The organism is Neobacillus bataviensis LMG 21833, from assembly GCF_000307875.1.
GTDB lineage: Bacteria > Bacillota > Bacilli > Bacillales > Cytobacillaceae > Neobacillus > Neobacillus bataviensis.
In genome coordinates, this window is sequence record NZ_AJLS01000118.1 from 69456 (window position 1) to 89666 (window position 20211).

The window sequence follows — 20211 nt, forward strand, 5'->3', positions numbered from 1 at the left end:
GGAAATTTTCAGGGTGCATTTTTTATTCTAAATGAGGAAGGCGGGAAAAGGATGATACATCATTTACTAACCACAAATGAATTAAAAGTAGAGGAAGTTTATCAAATACTTGAGGATGCTGAAAGATTTTCTAAAGGGATGGTCTGGAGACCGGAGCAGCAAATGTTTGCGGCAAACCTATTTTTTGAAGCAAGCACGAGAACAAAATGCAGTTTCGAAGTAGCTGAAAGAAGATTAGGCTTAGGGGTCATTCCATTTGAAGTGGAAAGCTCGAGTGTTCAAAAAGGAGAAACACTCTACGATACCGTCAAAACTTTGGAAGCAATTGGTGTCAACGCTATCGTCATTCGACACGGGCAGGATCGTTATTTTGATGAACTGGTTGGAAGAATTGATATCCCAATCCTTAACGGCGGCGATGGCTGCGGTCATCATCCAACACAGTCGCTGCTAGACCTGTTAACCATTAAGCAAGAGTTCGGGCGTTTTCAGGGCTTGAAGGTAGCGATCATCGGGGATATAAGTCACAGCCGCGTAGCCCGCTCCAATGCCGATACCTTAACAAGACTTGGTGCAGAAGTTATATTTTCCGGACCAGAGGAATGGTTTGACAACCATAGTTTAAATTCAGCAAGATTTAGGCCAATAGACGAAGCTATCCGTGACGCAGACGTTGTTATGCTGCTTCGAGTCCAGCATGAGCGGCATCAAAAGAAGGGAAGCTTTACAGCCTCCGAATATCATCGTCAATTCGGACTCACGTTAGAACGAGAAAAGCAAATGAAGCCAAACAGCATTATTATGCATCCCGCTCCGGTAAACCGTAATGTGGAAATTGCAGATACTTTAGTAGAATGCAAACGTTCAAGAATCTTCAGGCAAATGGAAAACGGTGTTTATATCAGAATGGCAGCTTTAAAACGGTCAATCGAAAGTTTAATAGGAGGGAACCAATATGAAATTGCTAATCAAGAACGCAAATTACATAGCATTTAACAACCAATATAAACAGAAAGATATTTTAATAGAAAATGGCATGATTACGAAGATCGGGAATGAAATACATGCAGACGTTGATCGCCTTATTGACGCATCGGGAATGGTGGTTTCCCCGGGATTTATCGACTTACATGTCCACCTCCGAGAACCAGGCGGTGAGAAAAAAGAAACCATCGCAACCGGGACAATGGCCGCAGCAAAAGGCGGATTTACCACTGTTGCCACCATGCCAAACACCAGACCGGTGCCTGACACCAAAAACCACATGGAGGACTTGCAAAAGCGGATCCAAGAGACGGCCCATGTGCGAGTTTTGCCATACGCATCCATTACGACAAGGCAGCTAGGTCAGGAATTAACGGACTTTGAGGCACTAAAAGGTGCCGGTGCGTTTGCTTTTACCGATGATGGGGTAGGGATACAATCGGCTAGTATGATGCTTGATGCGATGCGGAAAGCGGCAGTTCTCAATATGGCTGTTGTTGCCCATTGTGAGGAGAACAGCCTTATTAATAAGGGTTGTGTACACGACGGCTCATTTGCCAGACGAAACAATTTAAACGGAATCCCTTCGGTTTGTGAATCAGTCCAAATAGCCCGAGACGTGCTGCTGGCCGAGGCAGTAAGTTGTCATTATCATGTTTGTCATGTCAGTACAAAAGAATCTGTGCGGGTCATCAGGGATGCTAAGCGTGCAGGAATCAAAGTTACTGCTGAAGTGACTCCGCATCACCTCTTATTAACACAGGATGATATCCCAGGCCTTGATGCAAATTTTAAGATGAATCCACCGCTAAGGGATGCAGCTGATCGTGAAGCCTTAATCGAAGGACTGCTTGACGGAACTATCGATTTCATCGCTACCGATCATGCCCCCCATACACTTGAAGAAAAAAGTGAAGGCATGGAATTAGCACCGTTCGGAATTGTCGGCTTAGAGACAGCATTCCCGCTGCTTTATACACATCTTGTTTTAAAAGGAATAATTTCTTTAGAGCAATTAATCAGCTTTTTAACAAAGAAGCCAGCCGAAAGCTTCTCCCTTCCATATGGAAAGATGGAAGTGGGAACACCTGCAGACCTCGTCCTTTTGAATCTGAATGAAGAAAGAGAAATTGATCCCACCGGTTTCCTCTCCAAGGGAAAAAATACCCCATTCACGGGCTGGCAATGCAAAGGCTGGCCGGAGATGACAATCGTAAACGGAAAAATAGTATGGGAAAAGGGATGTGTTACAGCATGAAAGCTCAACTAATATTAGAAGATGGAACGGTATTTATTGGTGAGGGTTTTGGCAGCCATATGGATACAATTGGTGAGGTTGTTTTTAATACAGGGATGACGGGTTACCAAGAAATTCTATCGGATCCCTCGTATTGCGGGCAAATTGTCATGCTTACTTATCCATTAATCGGAAATTACGGCATCAACCGCGATGATTTTGAATCCATTCATCCTGCAGTGAAGGGATTTATTGTTAAAGAGGTAACTGATTACCCATCCAATTGGCGCAGTGAATTCACACTTGATGAATATTTTAAGATGAAAAAAATCCCTGGAATTGCCGGGATTGATACAAGAAAATTAACGAGGATTATCCGTCAGTATGGGACACTTAAAGCTGCGATTTGCAGTATTGACAGGGATCCATATGAGGTTGTCAGTAGATTAAGGCAAACAAAACTCCCAATTGACCAAGTCAGAACAGTTTCAACAAAAAACCCCTATCCAAGTCCGGGACGCGGCAAACGAATTGTTCTGGTTGATTTTGGCATGAAGCATGGTATTTTACGAGAATTAAATATGCGCGGCTGTGATGTCGTTGTCGTTCCTTACCATACAACGGCAGATGAAATCCTGCAATTGCGGCCTGATGGAATTATGCTTTCAAATGGACCTGGAGATCCGAAGGATGTCCCTGAAGCTATCCATATGATTAAACAGGTGTTAGGTAAAACTCCGATATTTGGCATTTGCCTTGGTCACCAATTATTGGCCTTAGCATGCGGCGCAAATACAGTGAAAATGAAATTCGGACATCGTGGTTCAAACCATCCTGTGAAGGAATTGGCTACAGGTAAAATTGCCATTTCGTCGCAAAACCATGGCTACACAGTAGAAACTGAATCTTTACATCAAACAAGATTAGCAGTTACACATACAGCATTGAACGATGGAACAATTGAAGGCTTAATGCACTTAGATTATCCTGCCTTTACGGTTCAATACCATCCGGAGGCATCACCGGGACCAGAGGATGCAAACGGCTTATTTGAACAATTTCTTGCCATGATTGAAGCTGAAAAACAGGAGGGAACAGCAACATGCCAAAACGTACAGATATAAACTCCATATTAGTCATCGGATCGGGACCAATTGTCATCGGTCAGGCCGCAGAATTTGATTATGCCGGAACCCAGGCCTGTATAGCGCTAAAGGAGGAAGGCTATCGTGTCATCCTAGTAAACTCGAATCCGGCAACGATTATGACAGACACTGAGATTGCTGATGCTGTATATATCGAACCCTTAACAGTGGAGTTTGTCAGCCGGATTATTCGTAAAGAACATCCGGATGCATTAGTTGCGACGCTTGGCGGCCAAACCGGTTTGAACCTTGCTGTGGAGCTTGCAAAATCGGGAGTTTTGGAAGAATGTGAAGTTGAAATTTTAGGCACTAGGCTTGCGGCTATTAATCAGGCAGAAGACCGAGAATTATTTCGCAGCTTAATGAATGAGCTAGATGAACCCGTCCCAGATAGTGAAATTATCCATCAATTAGCGGAAGCGAAAGCCTTTGTTGAAAAAATTGGCTTCCCGGTCATTGTCCGCCCTGCCTTTACACTAGGCGGAACTGGCGGCGGAATCTGCCACAATGACGAAGAATTAGCGGAAATTATAACTAGTGGCTTAAAAAGCAGTCCAGTTCACCAATGCTTACTTGAAAAAAGCATCGCAGGCTACAAGGAAATTGAATATGAGGTAATGCGTGATGCAGCAGATAACGCGATTGTGGTTTGTAACATGGAAAACATCGACCCTGTCGGTGTTCATACAGGTGATTCCATCGTCGTCGCCCCTAGTCAAACCTTAAGCGACAGGGAATACCAGCTGCTTAGAAATGTTTCGCTTAAAATCATTCGTGCACTAGGAATTGAGGGAGGCTGTAATGTTCAGCTGGCCTTAGACCCAGATAGTTTTAACTACTATATTATCGAAGTAAATCCTCGGGTAAGCCGGTCTTCAGCACTTGCATCGAAAGCGACGGGGTATCCAATTGCCAAACTGGCTGCCAAAATCGCTGTCGGCTTAACACTCGATGAAATGCTTAATCCGGTCACAGGAAAAACATATGCCTGTTTTGAACCGGCACTAGATTACATCGTCACCAAAATCCCGCGCTGGCCATTTGATAAATTTGAATCGGGAAATCGCTCACTTGGAACTCAGATGAAAGCAACAGGCGAAGTCATGGCGATAGGCCGTACCTTTGAAGAGTCGCTGCTAAAAGCAATCCGTTCGCTTGAAGCAGGAGTACATCATTTTGAATTAAATGGGGCGGCTGATATTGACGACGAGTTGCTGGAAAAAAGAATTCAAAAAGCAGGGGATGAACGGCTCTTTTATATTGCGGAAAGCTTAAAGCGTGGGACATCGATTGAAACCATTCACCACTGGAGCAAAATTGATCTATTCTTCTTAAAGAAAATGGAGGGAATAATTGCACTTGAAAGGAAGCTTGCTGCCCGCCCGTTTGACAGTGAACTGTTAAAAGAAGCAAAACAAAAAGGCTTTTCTGATAAAAAGCTTGCCGAGCTATGGAACCTAGCAGAAGCTGAAATTTACGATTGGCGCAGGGAATTAGGCATCGGCCCTGTCTACAAAATGGTGGATACATGCGCTGCGGAATTCGAAAGTGAAACACCCTACTACTATGGTACTTACGAAGAGGAAAATGAATCGATAGTGACTGAACGGAACAGTGTCATTGTTTTAGGATCAGGTCCAATTCGAATCGGCCAGGGAATCGAGTTTGATTACGCCACTGTCCATTCGGTAAAAGCGATTAAAGAAGCCGGCTACGAGGCAATTATTATAAACAATAATCCGGAAACCGTCTCAACTGATTTCAGTATTTCTGATAAGCTCTATTTTGAGCCGCTGACGATTGAGGACGTTATGGCTATTATTGAATTAGAAAAGCCAATTGGTGTAGTGGTTCAATTTGGCGGCCAAACAGCGATCAATCTGGCAGCTGAAATGGTTGCACGTGGCGTAAAAATATTAGGAACGAGTCTAGAGGATTTAGACCGAGCGGAAAATAGGGATAAATTTGAACAAGCACTAGAACAGCTCAATATTCCGCAGCCACTTGGTAAAACGGCCCTTTCAGTGGAAGAAGCAGTAATGATAGCTGAAGAAATCGGTTATCCGGTCCTGATTCGTCCCTCCTACGTTCTTGGCGGGCGGGCAATGGAGATTGTTTACGAGAAGGAAGAATTACTCCATTATATGGAGCATGCAGTTAAAATCAATCCTGAACATCCCGTCTTAATTGACCGTTATTTAACAGGTAAGGAAATCGAAGTCGATGCCATCTGTGATGGTGAACAAGTACTGATCCCGGGGATTATGGAGCATATAGAAAGAGCCGGTGTCCACTCAGGGGATTCAATCGCGGTTTACCCGCCACAGTCATTGTTAGAGGAAGTAAAGGAAACACTTGTTGAATATACGGAGAAATTAGCTAAAGGCTTAAATATTATCGGGTTGTTAAATATCCAGTATGTCTTATCTGGTAATCAAATTTACGTCCTTGAAGTCAATCCGCGCTCTAGCCGAACGGTGCCGTTTTTGAGTAAAATCACCCATGTGCCAATGGCGAAGATTGCTACAAAGGCATTACTCGGATTATCAATCACTAAACAAGGGTATCAGCCAGGGCTGGTTCCTGAAAAAAGCGGCGTTTACGTCAAGGTTCCCGTATTCTCGTTTGCCAAGTTGAAAAGTGTCGATATTACTTTGGGGCCTGAGATGAAATCAACAGGGGAAGTAATGGGCAGGGATACCACATTGGAAAAGGCACTTTATAAAGGTTTAATCGCCTCAGGTATGAATATTCAAAGATTCGGTACGGTGTTGTTTACCGTTGCTGACAAGGATAAAAATGAAGCATTAAAGCTCGCCGAGAGATTTGCTGCCAATGGATACCGCTTAATGGCAACAAGCGGAACGGCATCCGTGCTTGAGTCTGCTGGATTAAAGGTGAAGGTTGTAGGCAAGATCGGTTCGGAAGGGCAGACGCTAATAGATGTCATTCAACATGGAGAGGTTCAATTCATTATCAATACGCTCACTAAAGGAAAACAGCCGGAGAGAGATGGTTTTAGAATCCGCCGGGAAGCAGTTGAAAATGGGGTTCCATGTTTAACTTCCTTAGATACAGCTGATGCGATTCTCAAGGTAATCGAGTCAATGAGTTTTTCCGCAGATGCAATGGGGGTGCAAAATAAGGAGGCAGTCCTGGTATGATTCAAAAAGAACTTTGCCGAATCATCAGTCAAAGGGAAATAGCCGCTGATATTTATGAATTAGTAGTTAAAGCATCATTGGTAAACCAAATCAAAGCTCCAGGGCAATTTGTTCATATTCGGATTGCTAATGCCCTGGATCCACTGCTCAGGAGACCCATCAGCATTTCATCGTTTCATCACGAGAAAGAAGAGCTAACTATGATTTATCGGAAGGAAGGCAAGGGAACATCTCTGCTTGCCACAATGGAGCCGGGGATGGAGCTTGATATCCTTGGCCCATTGGGAAATGGGTTCCCTGTTGAAGAAGTAAGTGGCGGAGAAACAGCGCTCCTAGTCGGTGGAGGGATTGGTGTGCCACCGCTTTATAGACTTTCTGAACAGTTAGTTGCCAAAGGGGTCAAGATCATCCACGTTCTCGGTTTTCAGACGGAATCAGCCGTGTTTTATGAAAAGGAATTTTTAAAAAATGGCGAAACACATGTGACAACAGTTGACGGAACGTACGGGACAAAAGGGTTTGTAACAGATGTAATCAAGAATTTACAGTTTGATTGTGTCTACGCCTGCGGTCCAACCCTGATGTTAAAGGCGCTAGAACAACAATATTCAGAAAAAAGGATGTTTTTATCATTAGAAGAAAGAATGGGCTGCGGCATTGGGGCATGCTTTGCCTGTGTGTGTAAAAAAGCAAATGACCCTACAGGCGTTTCCTATAAAAAGGTTTGCAGTGATGGACCAGTATTCCGTGCCGGGGAGGTTGTATTATGAACCGTTTAAATATCAATTTGCCAGGGTTAAATCTGAAAAATCCGATTATGCCGGCATCAGGCTGCTTCGGTTTTGGTCGTGAATACAGCCAGTTTTATGATTTAAGCAAACTTGGAGCAATCATGATTAAAGCAACAACCGTTGAACCAAGATTTGGCAACCCCACTCCAAGGGTCGCCGAAACAGATGGCGGCATGCTCAATGCCATCGGCCTGCAAAATCCCGGACTAGAAAAAGTTCTATCAGAGGAATTGCCGTGGCTCTCACAATATGATGTTCCGATCATTGCAAATGTTGCCGGTTCCAATGAAGAAGACTATGTCACCGTTGCACGTGAAATCTCGAAGGCAACAAATGTCCAAGCGTTAGAATTAAATATATCCTGCCCGAACGTTAAAACAGGGGGGATCGCGTTTGGAACAATACCTGAAGTCGCCAAGCGATTGATACGGAAGGTAAAAGAGGTTTCCGAGGTGCCGGTTTATGTAAAGCTCTCCCCGAATGTCACCAATATTGTCGACATGGCACGTGCTGTTGAAGAGGGCGGGGCCGATGGGCTCACGATGATTAATACCCTTGTTGGCATGAGACTAGATTTAAAGACGGGAAGACCGATTTTAGCAAACAGAACAGGCGGGCTGTCAGGCCCCGCAATTAAGCCAATAGCCATTCGGATGATATATGAAGTTAGTCAGGCTGTCTCGCTGCCAATTATTGGGATGGGTGGTGTACAATCGGCGGAGGATGTTATTGAGTATTTTTATGCCGGGGCGAGTGCCGTTGCGGTTGGAACAATGAATTTCGTTGATCCGTTTGTTTGCCCGACCATCATTGAGGAACTTCCTGTCCTTTTAGAAAAATTAGGGTTTGAACACATTAGTGAACTTAGTGGAAGGAGCTGGAAGATGAATGAACAACTCGCTTATCATCGCGCTTGATTTTGCTGCTAAAAGTGAAATTGAACGATTCTTGAAGCCGTTTGAAGACAGGAAACTTTTTGTTAAAGTGGGAATGGAGCTTTTTTATCAGGAAGGTCCTGGAATTGTTCACTTATTAAAAGAAAAGGGGCATCGGATTTTTCTTGATTTAAAGCTTCACGATATTCCCAATACCGTGAAAAGTGCCATGAAGGGGCTGGCACGACTAGAATGCGACCTTGTCAATGTTCATGCAGCCGGTGGAAGCGATATGATGCAGGCGGCATTAGAGGGACTAGATGCTGGGACGGCAGGAGGAAGAAAACGTCCCAATTGCATCGCTGTAACGCAGTTAACCAGTACCTCCCAAATACAAATGAACAATGAGCAGCTTATTCCCGTTACGTTAAATGAATCTGTCCTCCATTATGCTTCCTTAGCGAAAAATGCGGGATTAGATGGGGTAGTATGCTCTGCATGGGAATCCGCATCGATTCATACACAAAAGGGAGATTCTTTTTTCACCATTTGTCCGGGTATCCGGATGGAGTCTGATTATGTTGGTGACCAAAAACGAGTAGCTACACCGCAATTTGCAAGAGATGCAGGTGTAAGTGCAATTGTTGTCGGACGTTCAATTACACGGTCAGTGGATCCGGTGAAAAGCTATGAACAATGGATGGACGCATGGAGAGGAGTATTATTATGAAACAGGAAATAGCTGAAAAATTATTAGAAATTAATGCGGTGGCGTTAAGACCGCAGGATCCATTTACTTGGACATCAGGACTTAGATCCCCAATTTATTGTGATAATCGCTTAACCTTGTCGTTTCCTGCTGTAAGAAGAGAAATTGCCGGAGGTTTGCAAAAACTCATCCTTGAAAAGTTTTCTGAAGTGGAAGTAATTGCAGGAACGGCAACCGCGGGGATTCCGCATGCGGCCTGGGTAAGCGAGCTATTAGATTTACCGATGTGTTACGTTCGCTCGAAAGCGAAGGGACACGGAAAAGGAAATCAAATCGAAGGCAAAGTGTTAACAGGGCAAAAGGTTGTTGTGGTAGAAGATCTCATTTCAACCGGAGGCAGTGTAATTACTGCGGTTCAAGCCCTAAAAGAAGCAGGCTGTGAAGTGCTTGGAGTTGTGTCTATTTTTACATATGGGCTTGAAAAGGGAAGACAGTTACTTAAAGAGGAAGAAATAAAAAGTTTTTCATTAACAGATTTTGCAACATTAATTGAAGTAGCCATATCAAAAGAGTATGTGAGTGTTGAAGACCAGGAAAGCTTGCTTTCATGGAGCGAAGACCCTTCACAATGGAGTAAACAGTTCGAAGATGCTGCTCTTAAATAACAAAAATAGGATGTCCGAATCTTACTGGACATCCTATTTTTTTATTTCTTCTTCAATTTCAAGACTATTTCTTCATCAGGCGTTATATAAACCGTCTGCTGGTTGTCATAAATGACAAATCCCGGCTTGGCGCCACTTGGTTTCTTAACATAACGAACCTTTGTAAAATCTACAGGTACCGAACTGGAATTTCGTGCCTTACTGTAATAAGCAGCCAAAACCGCTGCCTCTTTGATTGTTTCATCAGAAGGTTCTTTACTGCGAATCACTACATGTGAGCCTGGAATATCCTTCGTATGCAGCCAAATTTCATCCCTAGCTGCCAGCTTATTGGTCAAATAATCATTTTGTTTATTATTTTTCCCGACGATGATATCCGTGCCATCTGAAGCTATAAAATGATCCAATACAGGCTTGATATTCTGCGTCTTTTTACCGCTTCGTTTCTTCCGTTCGCGGATATACCCGCCATCAATTAGCTCTTCGCGGATCTCCTGAATATCCTTTGGTGACGCAGCAAGGACCTGCTGAAGTAAATTATCAAAATAAACAACTTCTAAGTGAGCTTTTTCAATTTGCTCCACCACCACAGCTACCGCATTCTTTGCTTTTTGGTATTTAGAAAAATATTTTTGGGCATTTTCCGAAGGAGTTTTCCGTGGATCAAGCGGAATCACAATGGTTCCACCTAATTCATCATAATAATCGAGCACTTCGATTTCCTTCATCCCTTTTTTGGCCGAATAAAGATTGGCAGTTAACAGTTCCCCATAACGCTGAAATTGCTCTGCCCGTTCGGCTTCTTTCAATGTATCCTCAAGCTTCCTGATTTTTTTCTCGTTTTTATCTTTTTCATTACTAATGAACCGTTCTATATCATTTCCTTGCTGCTTGACTCGGTCTCGTTCTGCCTTGCCGAAATAAAAACGATCAAGCAATTCACTAAGGGTAGGGAAAGTTTTAATCTCCCCTTGTAAATGCTCTAGTGGAAACAGGTAAAATGAGTCTTTCCCATTAGCAGAGATAATGGAAGGTGAGATATCTCCGTCAGCAATTTTTTTTATCAAACGGATAAACGTCCCCGGTACAGTGGTGCGATTAGCTAGACCGCTTTGAAAAATAACCTCCTTCGCAAAGAGCGGCGAGGTTCCGGCAAAATGCTCTACGAGTTGGCGGTCGAGCTTCCCGCCAATAAAATCTACCGTTTTTACTACATCCTCTTCAACAGCCTCATAGGGATTGATCTTGTTTTGAGCTGGAGGAAAGATGTATGGCTGCCCAGGCAAAATCGCCCTGTGACTATTCACGGCAAAAGAGACATGCTTAATACTATCAAGAATGACATTTCGCGTTTTATCAACTATTACGATATTGCTGTGTCGACCCATAATCTCAATAATTAATTGCTTATTACTGATATCACCAATTTCATTCCGACCCTTAATTTCAAAAATAATCATCCGATCATTTTCAACCTGATATAAATCCTCCAATATATGACCCTCAATATGCTTCCGAAGCAGCATACAAAACATTGGCGGTTCACTTGGATTATCATAGGATTCGTTTGTGAGCTGCACTCGCGCATAACTTGGGTGGGCTGATAACAGCAGCTTTTGATTCACTCCGTTTGCCCGGATTGTAAGAATTACTTCATTTTTATATGGCTGATGAACTTTGTTAATCCGGCCGCCCTTTAAGGAACGGACAAGCTCATCGACCATTGCCTTTGTAAATAAACCATCAAATGACATCGAAAACATCCTTTTCTTCAAACATATACATTCATTATATCCTACAATTTTAAAATCTGTCTTAATTTCCCCTTCAAGACACTTTCCGATAGCATTTTTTTGGACGACCCTGAATAAGCTTTCCATAGGGTAAGTCTATTAAAGGGGGAAGTGAGATGGTCGGATGAAATTCCATGAAATGAAGATAGATCAAGTAGAAAAGGCCTTAGAAACCGACTTTTCTTCTGGATTATCACAGGAAGAAGTAAAGGAACGAATCAAACAGCATGGACTAAATGAATTAAAAGAGGGAGAAAAGCAATCCGCTTTACTCTTATTTTTTAGTCAATTTAAAGATTTCATGGTCTTAGTGCTCCTTGCCGCAACGCTAATATCCGGGTTGCTCGGCGAATATATTGATGCGATTGCGATTATCGCGATTGTCATTATTAACGGCTGTCTTGGTTTTTACCAGGAAAGGAGAGCAGAGAAATCACTGCAGGCATTGAAGGAATTATCGGCACCGCAGGTTTCGGTACTTCGGGATGGTAAATGGCTTAAAATCCCTTCGAAGGACATTGTTATTGGGGATATTTTAAAGTTTACCAGTGGTGATCGCATTGGTGCTGATGTTCGGATTATTGAATCGAAAAGTTTAGAAATCGAAGAATCTGCTTTAACGGGTGAATCTGTTCCGGTATCTAAACATATTGATAGTTTAACTAATCCTAACCCTGGAATTGGTGATATGGAAAATATCGCCTTCATGGGGACGATGATTACGAGGGGCAGCGGGCTGGGTGTTGTTATTGCCACCGGGATGAAAACGGCAATGGGACAAATTGCCGATTTACTCCAAAATGCCGAATCCCAAGAAACACCATTGCAGAGGCGTTTAGAGCAGTTGGGAAAAATACTAATTACTGTTGCCTTGTTGCTGACCGTCTTAGTAGTAGTTGTTGGTATTTTACGGGGACACGAATTATATGAGATGTTCTTAGCCGGTGTTTCTCTTGCTGTTGCTGCCATACCTGAAGGACTCCCTGCGATTGTGACTGTGGCCTTATCCCTTGGTGTTCAGAAAATGATTAGGCAAAATGCGATTGTTAGAAAGCTTCCGGCAGTGGAAACACTTGGCTGTGCCTCGGTTATATGTTCTGATAAAACAGGGACGATGACACAAAACAAAATGACCGTAACGCACCTGTGGAGCGGTGGTCATACATGGACAGTCGATGGGGTTGGCTACCAGCCGAAGGGGAATTTTTACCGGAATGAATGTCCGGTACTTCCAAAAGATGAAAAGTCATTGCAGCAAATGTTGATATTTGGGATGTTATGTAATCATTCTGAATTGATTTTAAAGGATGAAGATTACATCCTTGATGGCGACCCAACGGAAGGTGCACTGCTGGTTAGTGCGATGAAGGCGGGTTTTAATCGCCAGAAATTATTAGACGAGTTTACGGTTATTAATGAATTTCCCTTTGATTCTGCCAGAAAAATGATGAGTATCCATGTTAAAGACAAGCAGGGCCGGCATTTTATCGTAACAAAAGGGGCCCCTGACGTCGTTTTAGGTATTTGTGAATCAATCCTTTGGGATGAGCGAACACAATTTTTAAATAAAGAAACACATGAAAAAGTTCAAGAGTCAATAAACAGTCTTGCTTCACAGGCGCTGCGTACGATTGCAATAGCCTTTAAGCCAATCCCGGCGAACACGGTCATCCTTAGTGAGCAGGAGGCAGAAAAAAAATTAACCTTTATTGGTGTCCAAGGTATGATTGATCCGCCAAGACCTGAAGTAAAGGCGGCTGTAAAAGAATGTAAGGAAGCCGGGATTAAAACAGTCATGATTACCGGTGATCACATCATTACAGCGAAAGCAATCGCTTCCCAGCTTGGAATTTTAACGAGAAAAAGCAAGGTGCTGGATGGCAAAGCATTATCAGGCATGTCAGTGGAGGAACTTGAAGAGGTTGTCGATGATGTTTCCGTCTTCGCAAGGGTTTCACCTGAACATAAGTTAAAAATAGTTAGGGCATTGCAAAATAGAGGTCATATTGTGGCGATGACAGGTGATGGGGTAAATGATGCCCCGGCTATCAAAGCAGCAGATATCGGTGTGGCAATGGGGATAACCGGAACAGATGTCGCTAAAGAAGCATCGGCACTAGTGTTGTTAGACGATAATTTTGCGACAATAAAGGCGGCTATAAAAGAAGGCAGGAACATCTATGAAAATATCCGTAAATTCGTCCGCTATTTGCTGGCTTCTAATGTGGGTGAAATATTGGTGATGTTATTTGCGATGCTGCTAGCTCTACCGCTTCCGCTCGTACCAATCCAAATCCTATGGGTTAATTTGGTGACGGACGGGTTGCCGGCAATGGCACTTGGCCTCGATCGCCCCGAAGAAAATGTGATGAAGCGGGGGCCGCGCAGCCCAAGTGAAGGCGTTTTTTCACGCGGATTAGGCTGGAAGGTAGTATCTCGCGGATTCCTAATCGGTATTGTGACATTATTAGCCTTCATCATTGTGTACCATAACGACCAATCGCAATTGCCATATGCGCAAACTGTTGCCTTCGCGACACTTGTCATGGCACAGCTGATCCATGTGTTTGATTGCCGGAGTGAAAAATCGGTACTGTCGCGAAACCCATTTGGGAATAAATATCTTGTGTGGGCGGTAATCTCTTCGCTGGCGTTAATGTTAGCGGTAATCTATTATCCGCCATTACAGCCTATTTTCCATACGCTGCCAATTACAGGGAAAGATTGGCTGTTAATTATTGGCCTATCCTCGATTCCAACTTTTTTACTAGCCGGATCATTTTTGTTAAGAAAAACAAAATAAAGTGTGTTATAATCCAAAAGGTAATAGAATCCATTCTATTACCTTTTTTAAGTACATAGAAAGCCGATCATCTTTCAAAGATTGGATGTGCACGTGATGGTTATAAGTATGACAGGCTTTGGCAGAGGTAAGGCTGTTTCAGGCTCCTTCAGTGTGAACGTAGAAGTTAAAACAGTCAATCACCGCTTTTCTGAAATGAATATTCGCATGCCAAGACAATTGTTAAAAATAGAAGATAAAATAAAAAAGAAACTAAACGAGTATATTCGCCGCGGGCGGGTAGAGGTTTATGTGAGTGTTGAAGGTGAAGGTGTCGTTACCCGTAAAGTTCACGTTGATTGGAAGCTGATTGAGGAATACTATCAGTTTATCGAACAGGCACGAAATAAATATGGGATAGAAGAAACGATTACCCTAAAGGATTTGCTTAATCGGACAGACCTTTTACATATTGAGGAAAGAGAAGAGGGCAATGAAGAAATTGAATCTTTAGTTCTTTCCGCCGTTGAAGAAGCAGTGATTTTACTAAAACAAATGCGGACGGCTGAAGGGGAGGAAATAAAAAAGGATTTGCTTGCGATTACTTCCCAATTGGAAGCAAATATATTTGATCTTCAAAAATATGCTCCGCTCGTCGTGCAATCATTTAAAGAGCGCTTAACGAAAAGGATGAATGAGTTTGTCAATGGGCAATTGGATGAAACACGTATTTTAACAGAAATAGCTATTTTTGCTGATAAAGCGGATATTAATGAAGAAATTACCCGGCTGAAAAGTCATATTCAACAATTCCTCCAAACTTTACAAGATCAGGAGCCTATTGGCAGAAAGCTCGATTTTATCGTTCAGGAAATGAATAGGGAAGCAAATACAATTGGATCAAAAGCAAATGACTCCAAAATAGCCAAAAAGGTAGTCGAGATAAAAAGTTTACTTGAAAAGCTAAAGGAACAGGTTCAGAATATCGAATAGGGCTTGTTTAGAAACTGTATAACACGGTCAAAATATATTACTGATGATTGGATGAATAACCATGTCGATTAAATTAATTAATATTGGATTTGGAAATATCGTTTCTGCCAATCGTATAATTTCCATTGTCAGCCCAGAATCTGCTCCAATAAAAAGAATCATCCAAGATGCCCGTGATCGGGGGTCGTTAATAGATGCTACATACGGAAGACGGACACGCGCGGTAATTGTCATGGATAGCGATCATGTTATTCTATCAGCTGTACAGCCTGAAACGGTGGCACATCGCCTAACGGATCGTGATGAAACTATTTATGAAGGGTAGGATAAATTGAATGCAGGAAAAAGGATTGCTGATAGTACTCTCAGGGCCATCCGGTGTTGGAAAAGGAACGGTTCGAAAAGAAATATTTTCTCACCCTGATACGGCTTTTGAATACTCGATTTCAATGACAACCCGCTCACCCCGCGCAGGGGAAGTGGATGGGGTAGACTATTTTTTCAAAACAAGAGAAGAATTTGAATATTTAATCGGGCAGGGAAAACTCTTAGAGTATGCTGAGTTTGTCGGCAATTATTATGGGACCCCTGTTGATTATGTCCGTGAAACGCTAGATGCCGGAAAAGATGTTTTTTTAGAAATTGAAGTGAAGGGTGCCCGTCAAGTACGCGAGAAATTCCCTGAAGGGTTATTTATTTTCTTGATGCCGCCAAGTTTGACAGAATTAAAAAATAGAATTGTCACACGAGGAACGGAAACGGAAGATATTATCCATAATCGGATGCTATCTGCCCGTGAAGAAATTGAAATGATGGAGCTATATGATTACGTCGTTGAAAATGATCAGGTTGAGCTCGCCTGTGAACGTGTAAGGTCCATTGTGACAGCTGAGCATTGCCGCAGGGAACGTGTGGAATATCGCTATAAAAAATTGCTGGAGGTTGAATAATATGTTATATCCATCTATCGACTCATTGCTTGAAAAAATTGATTCTAAATACTCGCTTGTCTCTGTTGCAGCGAAGCGCGCTCGCGTGATGTCGCAAATAAAAGACGAGAGATTGCCGAAATACGTTTCCTATAAATACGTTGGGAAGGCGTTGGAGGAAATTTATAGCGGCGAGCTTACCTATCGAATTTCTAAAGCAGATCTTAATGCTGACTAAACATGATGAATTGTATTAAATGTACAAAATGAAAGAAGGACTGACAAAAGGAAAACTCCGACATGTCAGCCTTTTTTATTTGCTTATACGTAATCCACCGATTATTGTCGATTTTAGGTAGGAAAGAGATGAAAAATTGACTGCTTTCTAGCATAATAAGAAGAAAGATCATGTGGACAAGAAGTGAGGGATTTAGGCAATGATATTTGATAAAAAGATTTTATTATGCGTTACAGGTGGAATTGCTGTCTATAAAGCAGCAGCTTTAACAAGTAAACTTGTTCAAGCTGGAGCACAAGTTAAGGTGATTTTGAGTGAATCCGCAGAAAAATTTGTTTCCCCATTAACCTTTCAGGCATTATCCCGCCATGAAGTATTTACTGATACTTTTGATGAAAAAAATCCGCAAGTGATTGCCCATATTGATTTGGCCGATTGGGCAGATTTAATTCTTGTTGCCCCGGCAACTGCCAATACAATTGCTAAGCTCGCAGGCGGAATTGCCGATAATATGATTACGACAACACTCCTTGCTGCAACTGCACCTGTGTGGATTGCCCCTGCAATGAATGTACATATGTACGATCATCCTGCTGTGAAAAATAACCTCGCTATTTTGGCTGGGTATGGATATCAATTCATCGAACCTAGCGAAGGGTATCTGGCCTGCGGCTATGTGGGCAAAGGACGATTAGAGGAGCCAGAAAAAATAGTAGAGTTAATCCGAGCATTTTTTGTTAATGATGAACGAAAACAGTTAACAGGGAAGACAGTGGTCGTTACCGCTGGGCCTACTCGGGAAAAAATTGATCCCGTTAGATTTATTTCCAATCATTCAACCGGAAAAATGGGATATGCTCTTGCAGAAGAGGCGAAAAAACAAGGTGCCCATGTGGTCTTAGTTACAGGCCCTGTTCAAATAGCTGCACCTGGTGGTGTGGAACTTGTAAAGGTTGAAAGTGCCGAGGAAATGTTTAATGTGGTCATGGAATGGTATGACAAAGCAGATGTAGTCATAAAAACCGCAGCTGTCGCTGACTACCGCCCAAAAATCAGCTATGATCATAAGGTGAAAAAGCAGGCAGGTGACGCAACAATTGAACTTGTGAGAACAAAGGATATTTTGTTCGAGCTGGGGCAAAGAAAAAAGGGTCAGGTACTTGTAGGGTTTGCCGCAGAAACAGAAAATCTGGAAGAATACGCTAGAAAAAAATTAACAAAGAAAAATGCTGATATCATTGTTGCTAATAATGTGAAATCAGCAGGTGCAGGTTTTGGAACCGATACAAATATAGTCACTCTTTTTAAGCGTTCTGGAACGGTGACAGAGTTGCCGATTATGTCAAAAATCGATGTTGCGAAAAGAATTATCGAAGAAATTACTTCACTTTTGAAGGATATGGGTGGAAATGGAAATAGCTAGTGTGATTGTTGATGTACCGACGAAACAAACGGATCGGGTGTTCGATTATATTATTCCGGAGCAATGGGGGGGAGTCATTCAACCGGGAATGAGGGTCATCGTTCCATTTGGACCAAGAAATATCCAAGGTTTTGTCATTGGATTAAAAGCAGAATCAGAAATTAAGAAGTTAAGAGAAATACTGGAGCCGATGGATTTAGAGCCTGTTTTAAACAAAGAATTATTGGAGCTTGGCGATTGGCTTACGGATCATACACTTTGCTTTAAAATATTTGCCTATCAAGTGATGCTGCCGGCGGCATTAAAGGCAAAATACGAAAAAAAGGTCAAGCTTGCTGCTGACACCGCCGTTACAGAACTTCCTTTGCAACTGCAGCCTTTTTTCGAACACGAAGATATGCTCGACTGGGAAGCTGCGTTGAAGAATGGAATAGTTCCCTTGTTACAAAAAGAAGCAGCAAAAGGGCAACTTGAAGTCATTTATCTTGTAAAGGAACGGGTTAAGAAAAAACAGCAAAAATATGTTAAACCATCCATGACACTTGCTGAATTAAGCAAGGAAATTGACCGAATCCCGGCAAACGCAGAAAAGCAAAGGCAAATATTACGGTTTTTTATTGAAAATTACCATGAGATTGAATTAAGGAAGCTGGTTTCTGAAGTAAAAACATCAACATCAACTGTAAAGGCCCTTGTTGAAAAAAAGCTATTGACGGAATTCGAAATGGAGGTCTATCGCAATCCCTTCGCACATCGGACCTTTGAACGAACGAAACCATTACCATTAACGGATGCCCAGCAAACTGCCATCGCGCCAATTCTTGATGCAATTGAACGGAATCAACACGAGGTGTTTTTACTTTATGGGGTCACAGGCAGCGGTAAAACCGAGATTTACTTACAATCTATCCAAGAGGTTATTGAAAAAGGACAGGAAGCCATCGTCCTAGTACCGGAAATTTCGCTCACCCCGCAGATGGTCAACCGTTTTAAAGGGAGATTTGGGGACTTGGTGGCAGTATTGCACAGTGGCTTGTCAGCAGGGGAAAAATATGATGAGTGGCGCAAAATTCAACGTAAGGAAGTTAAAGTAGCAGTTGGAGCAAGGTCGGCAATTTTTGCGCCATTTGAAAATATCGGGATCATGATTATTGATGAAGAACATGAAACTAGCTACAAGCAAGAAGAAATGCCTCGCTATCATGCCAGAGATGTGGCGATTGAAAGAGCTTTAAACTATAATTGTCCGGTCGTGCTCGGAAGTGCTACCCCGTCGCTTGAATCCTTTGCCAGAGCACAAAAAAAGGTGTACCATTTATTATCCCTTCCTAACCGGATGAACAACCAGAGTCTTCCGTCCGTGGAAATAATTGACATGCGCGAGGAACTACGTGAAGGCAATCGCTCCATGTTTTCCCGAAAGCTGTTTGAAATGTTGAAGGATCGAATCGAGAAAAAGCAGCAATCTGTTTTATTTTTAAATAAACGCGGTCATTCTTCGTTTGTCATGTGCAGGGACTGCGGATACGTAATGAATTGCCCGAACTGCGACATATCGCTGACTTACCACCGTGTAAATGAGCATATGAAATGCCATTATTGCGGGTATGAAAGTTACGTACCGAAGCATTGTCCTGAATGTAATAGTGAATACATCCGCTATTTTGGTACCGGAACTCAAAAGGTGGAAGAAGAACTAGGGAAGATCCTTCCAGAGGCACGTGTGATTCGCATGGATGTCGACACTACAGGGAAAAAGGGTTCACACGAGAGGCTATTAACTGATTTTAAGGATGGAAAAGCAGATATTTTATTAGGAACGCAAATGATTGCAAAAGGGCTGGATTTTCCGAACATCACCTTAGTGGGTGTGCTTTCAGCTGATACGATGTTGCATTTGCCTGATTTCCGAGCATCTGAAAAAACCTTCCAGCTCTTGACACAAGTGAGCGGGCGGGCAGGAAGGCACCAACTCCCCGGGGAAGTCATCATTCAAACCTATACGCCGGAACACTACAGCGTGGTGCTTGCGGGCAAGCAGGATTATGATCTTTTTTATCAGCAGGAAATGCTGATTCGAAAAACGCGTCAATATCCGCCTTTCTATTATCTTTCTCTCATAACGGTTAGTCATGAACAGCTCATAACGGTTGTGTCGGAAATGGAGAAAGTGGTGAAACACATTCGCTCGCATGTTTCATCGGGAACTGTTGTATTAGGACCTGCGGCATCACCCATCCCTAGGATAAATAATAGATATCGCTACCAATGTCTGATAAAATACAAACGGGAACCGAACTTGATAAAAATACTAAAAACCATCCTTGATCAATACCAAAAAGATACAAAAAGCGGTTTACAGGTTTCAATTGATGTAAATCCGTTTATCTTAATGTAATCTGGGTGAAAATAATAAGAAAAGCGGAAGCCCCCTGGTCAGCGGCGTATGGCCTGGAGCGCTCCAACTGAGATAAAGGAAACAC

General features: G+C 42.6%; 16 protein-coding genes. 15 read left to right on the forward strand and 1 reads right to left on the reverse strand.

Annotation, left to right across the window (positions count from 1 at the left end; translation table 11 throughout):
• Positions 1 to 54 precede the first annotated feature (54 nt).
• The 8 genes from BABA_RS16205 to pyrE are packed head-to-tail and all read left to right on the forward strand — an operon-like array spanning position 55 to position 9570.
• Positions 55 to 996 (forward strand): aspartate carbamoyltransferase catalytic subunit, encoded by a 942-nt coding sequence (locus tag BABA_RS16205; protein WP_040346664.1) that lies wholly within the window; start codon positions 55 to 57, stop codon positions 994 to 996.
• Positions 956 to 2242 carry a dihydroorotase gene (locus tag BABA_RS16210; RefSeq protein ID WP_007086295.1) on the forward strand — a complete coding sequence of 429 codons (1287 nt, stop codon included), beginning with the start codon at positions 956 to 958 and terminating at the stop codon, positions 2240 to 2242. The genes BABA_RS16205 and BABA_RS16210 overlap by 41 nt, the downstream gene beginning before the upstream one ends.
• A complete protein-coding gene (locus tag BABA_RS16215; protein ID WP_007086296.1) occupies positions 2239 to 3345 on the forward strand; it encodes a carbamoyl phosphate synthase small subunit in 1107 nt (368 codons plus the stop codon). The genes BABA_RS16210 and BABA_RS16215 overlap by 4 nt, the downstream gene beginning before the upstream one ends.
• A complete protein-coding gene (gene carB, locus BABA_RS16220; protein ID WP_007086297.1) occupies positions 3324 to 6530 on the forward strand; it encodes a carbamoyl-phosphate synthase large subunit in 3207 nt (1068 codons plus the stop codon). The genes BABA_RS16215 and carB overlap by 22 nt, the downstream gene beginning before the upstream one ends.
• On the forward strand, positions 6530 to 7300 hold the full coding sequence (locus tag BABA_RS16225; protein WP_275450345.1) for a dihydroorotate dehydrogenase electron transfer subunit: 771 nt from the start codon (positions 6530 to 6532) through the stop codon (positions 7298 to 7300). Before carB ends, BABA_RS16225 begins: the two co-directional genes overlap by 1 nt.
• Complete coding sequence (locus BABA_RS16230; protein ID WP_007086299.1) at positions 7297 to 8238, forward strand: dihydroorotate dehydrogenase; 942 nt, start codon at positions 7297 to 7299, stop codon at positions 8236 to 8238. Before BABA_RS16225 ends, BABA_RS16230 begins: the two co-directional genes overlap by 4 nt.
• A complete protein-coding gene (pyrF, locus tag BABA_RS16235; protein ID WP_007086300.1) occupies positions 8210 to 8926 on the forward strand; it encodes an orotidine-5'-phosphate decarboxylase in 717 nt (238 codons plus the stop codon). Before BABA_RS16230 ends, pyrF begins: the two co-directional genes overlap by 29 nt.
• Positions 8923 to 9570 (forward strand): orotate phosphoribosyltransferase, encoded by a 648-nt coding sequence (gene pyrE / locus BABA_RS16240; protein ID WP_007086301.1) that lies wholly within the window; start codon positions 8923 to 8925, stop codon positions 9568 to 9570. Before pyrF ends, pyrE begins: the two co-directional genes overlap by 4 nt.
• 41 nt (positions 9571 to 9611) lie before the next feature.
• On the opposite strand, the gene BABA_RS16245 is transcribed toward pyrE, so the two are convergent.
• Positions 9612 to 11324: an Rqc2 family fibronectin-binding protein gene (locus BABA_RS16245; RefSeq protein ID WP_007086302.1), complete on the reverse strand. Its 1713-nt coding sequence runs from the start codon at positions 11322 to 11324 to the stop codon at positions 9612 to 9614.
• 163 nt (positions 11325 to 11487) lie between these two features.
• Here BABA_RS16245 and BABA_RS16250 point away from each other — a divergent pair, with 163 nt between their 5' ends.
• The 7 genes from BABA_RS16250 (at position 11488) to priA (ending at position 20126) form a co-directional block, all read left to right on the forward strand.
• Complete coding sequence (locus tag BABA_RS16250; RefSeq protein ID WP_007086303.1) at positions 11488 to 14166, forward strand: calcium-translocating P-type ATPase, SERCA-type; 2679 nt, start codon at positions 11488 to 11490, stop codon at positions 14164 to 14166.
• Positions 14167 to 14262: 96 nt separating this feature from the next.
• Positions 14263 to 15138: a YicC/YloC family endoribonuclease gene (locus BABA_RS16255; RefSeq protein WP_040346652.1), complete on the forward strand. Its 876-nt coding sequence runs from the start codon at positions 14263 to 14265 to the stop codon at positions 15136 to 15138.
• Between the two features lie 61 nt (positions 15139 to 15199).
• Positions 15200 to 15463, forward strand: a complete 264-nt coding sequence (gene remA, locus BABA_RS16260; protein WP_007086305.1) for an extracellular matrix/biofilm regulator RemA — start codon at positions 15200 to 15202, stop codon at positions 15461 to 15463.
• A 10-nt stretch (positions 15464 to 15473) separates the two neighbouring features.
• The gene (gmk, locus tag BABA_RS16265) at positions 15474 to 16088 is read left to right on the forward strand and encodes a guanylate kinase (protein ID WP_007086306.1); all 615 of its coding nucleotides are present in this window, start codon (positions 15474 to 15476) and stop codon (positions 16086 to 16088) included.
• Between the two features lies 1 nt (position 16089).
• Positions 16090 to 16305: a DNA-directed RNA polymerase subunit omega gene (gene rpoZ, locus BABA_RS16270; protein ID WP_007086307.1), complete on the forward strand. Its 216-nt coding sequence runs from the start codon at positions 16090 to 16092 to the stop codon at positions 16303 to 16305.
• A 199-nt stretch (positions 16306 to 16504) separates the two neighbouring features.
• Positions 16505 to 17728 carry a bifunctional phosphopantothenoylcysteine decarboxylase/phosphopantothenate--cysteine ligase CoaBC gene (coaBC, locus tag BABA_RS16275; protein WP_007086308.1) on the forward strand — a complete coding sequence of 408 codons (1224 nt, stop codon included), beginning with the start codon at positions 16505 to 16507 and terminating at the stop codon, positions 17726 to 17728.
• Positions 17715 to 20126 (forward strand): primosomal protein N', encoded by a 2412-nt coding sequence (gene priA / locus BABA_RS16280; protein ID WP_007086309.1) that lies wholly within the window; start codon positions 17715 to 17717, stop codon positions 20124 to 20126. Before coaBC ends, priA begins: the two co-directional genes overlap by 14 nt.
• Positions 20127 to 20211 lie beyond the last annotated feature (85 nt).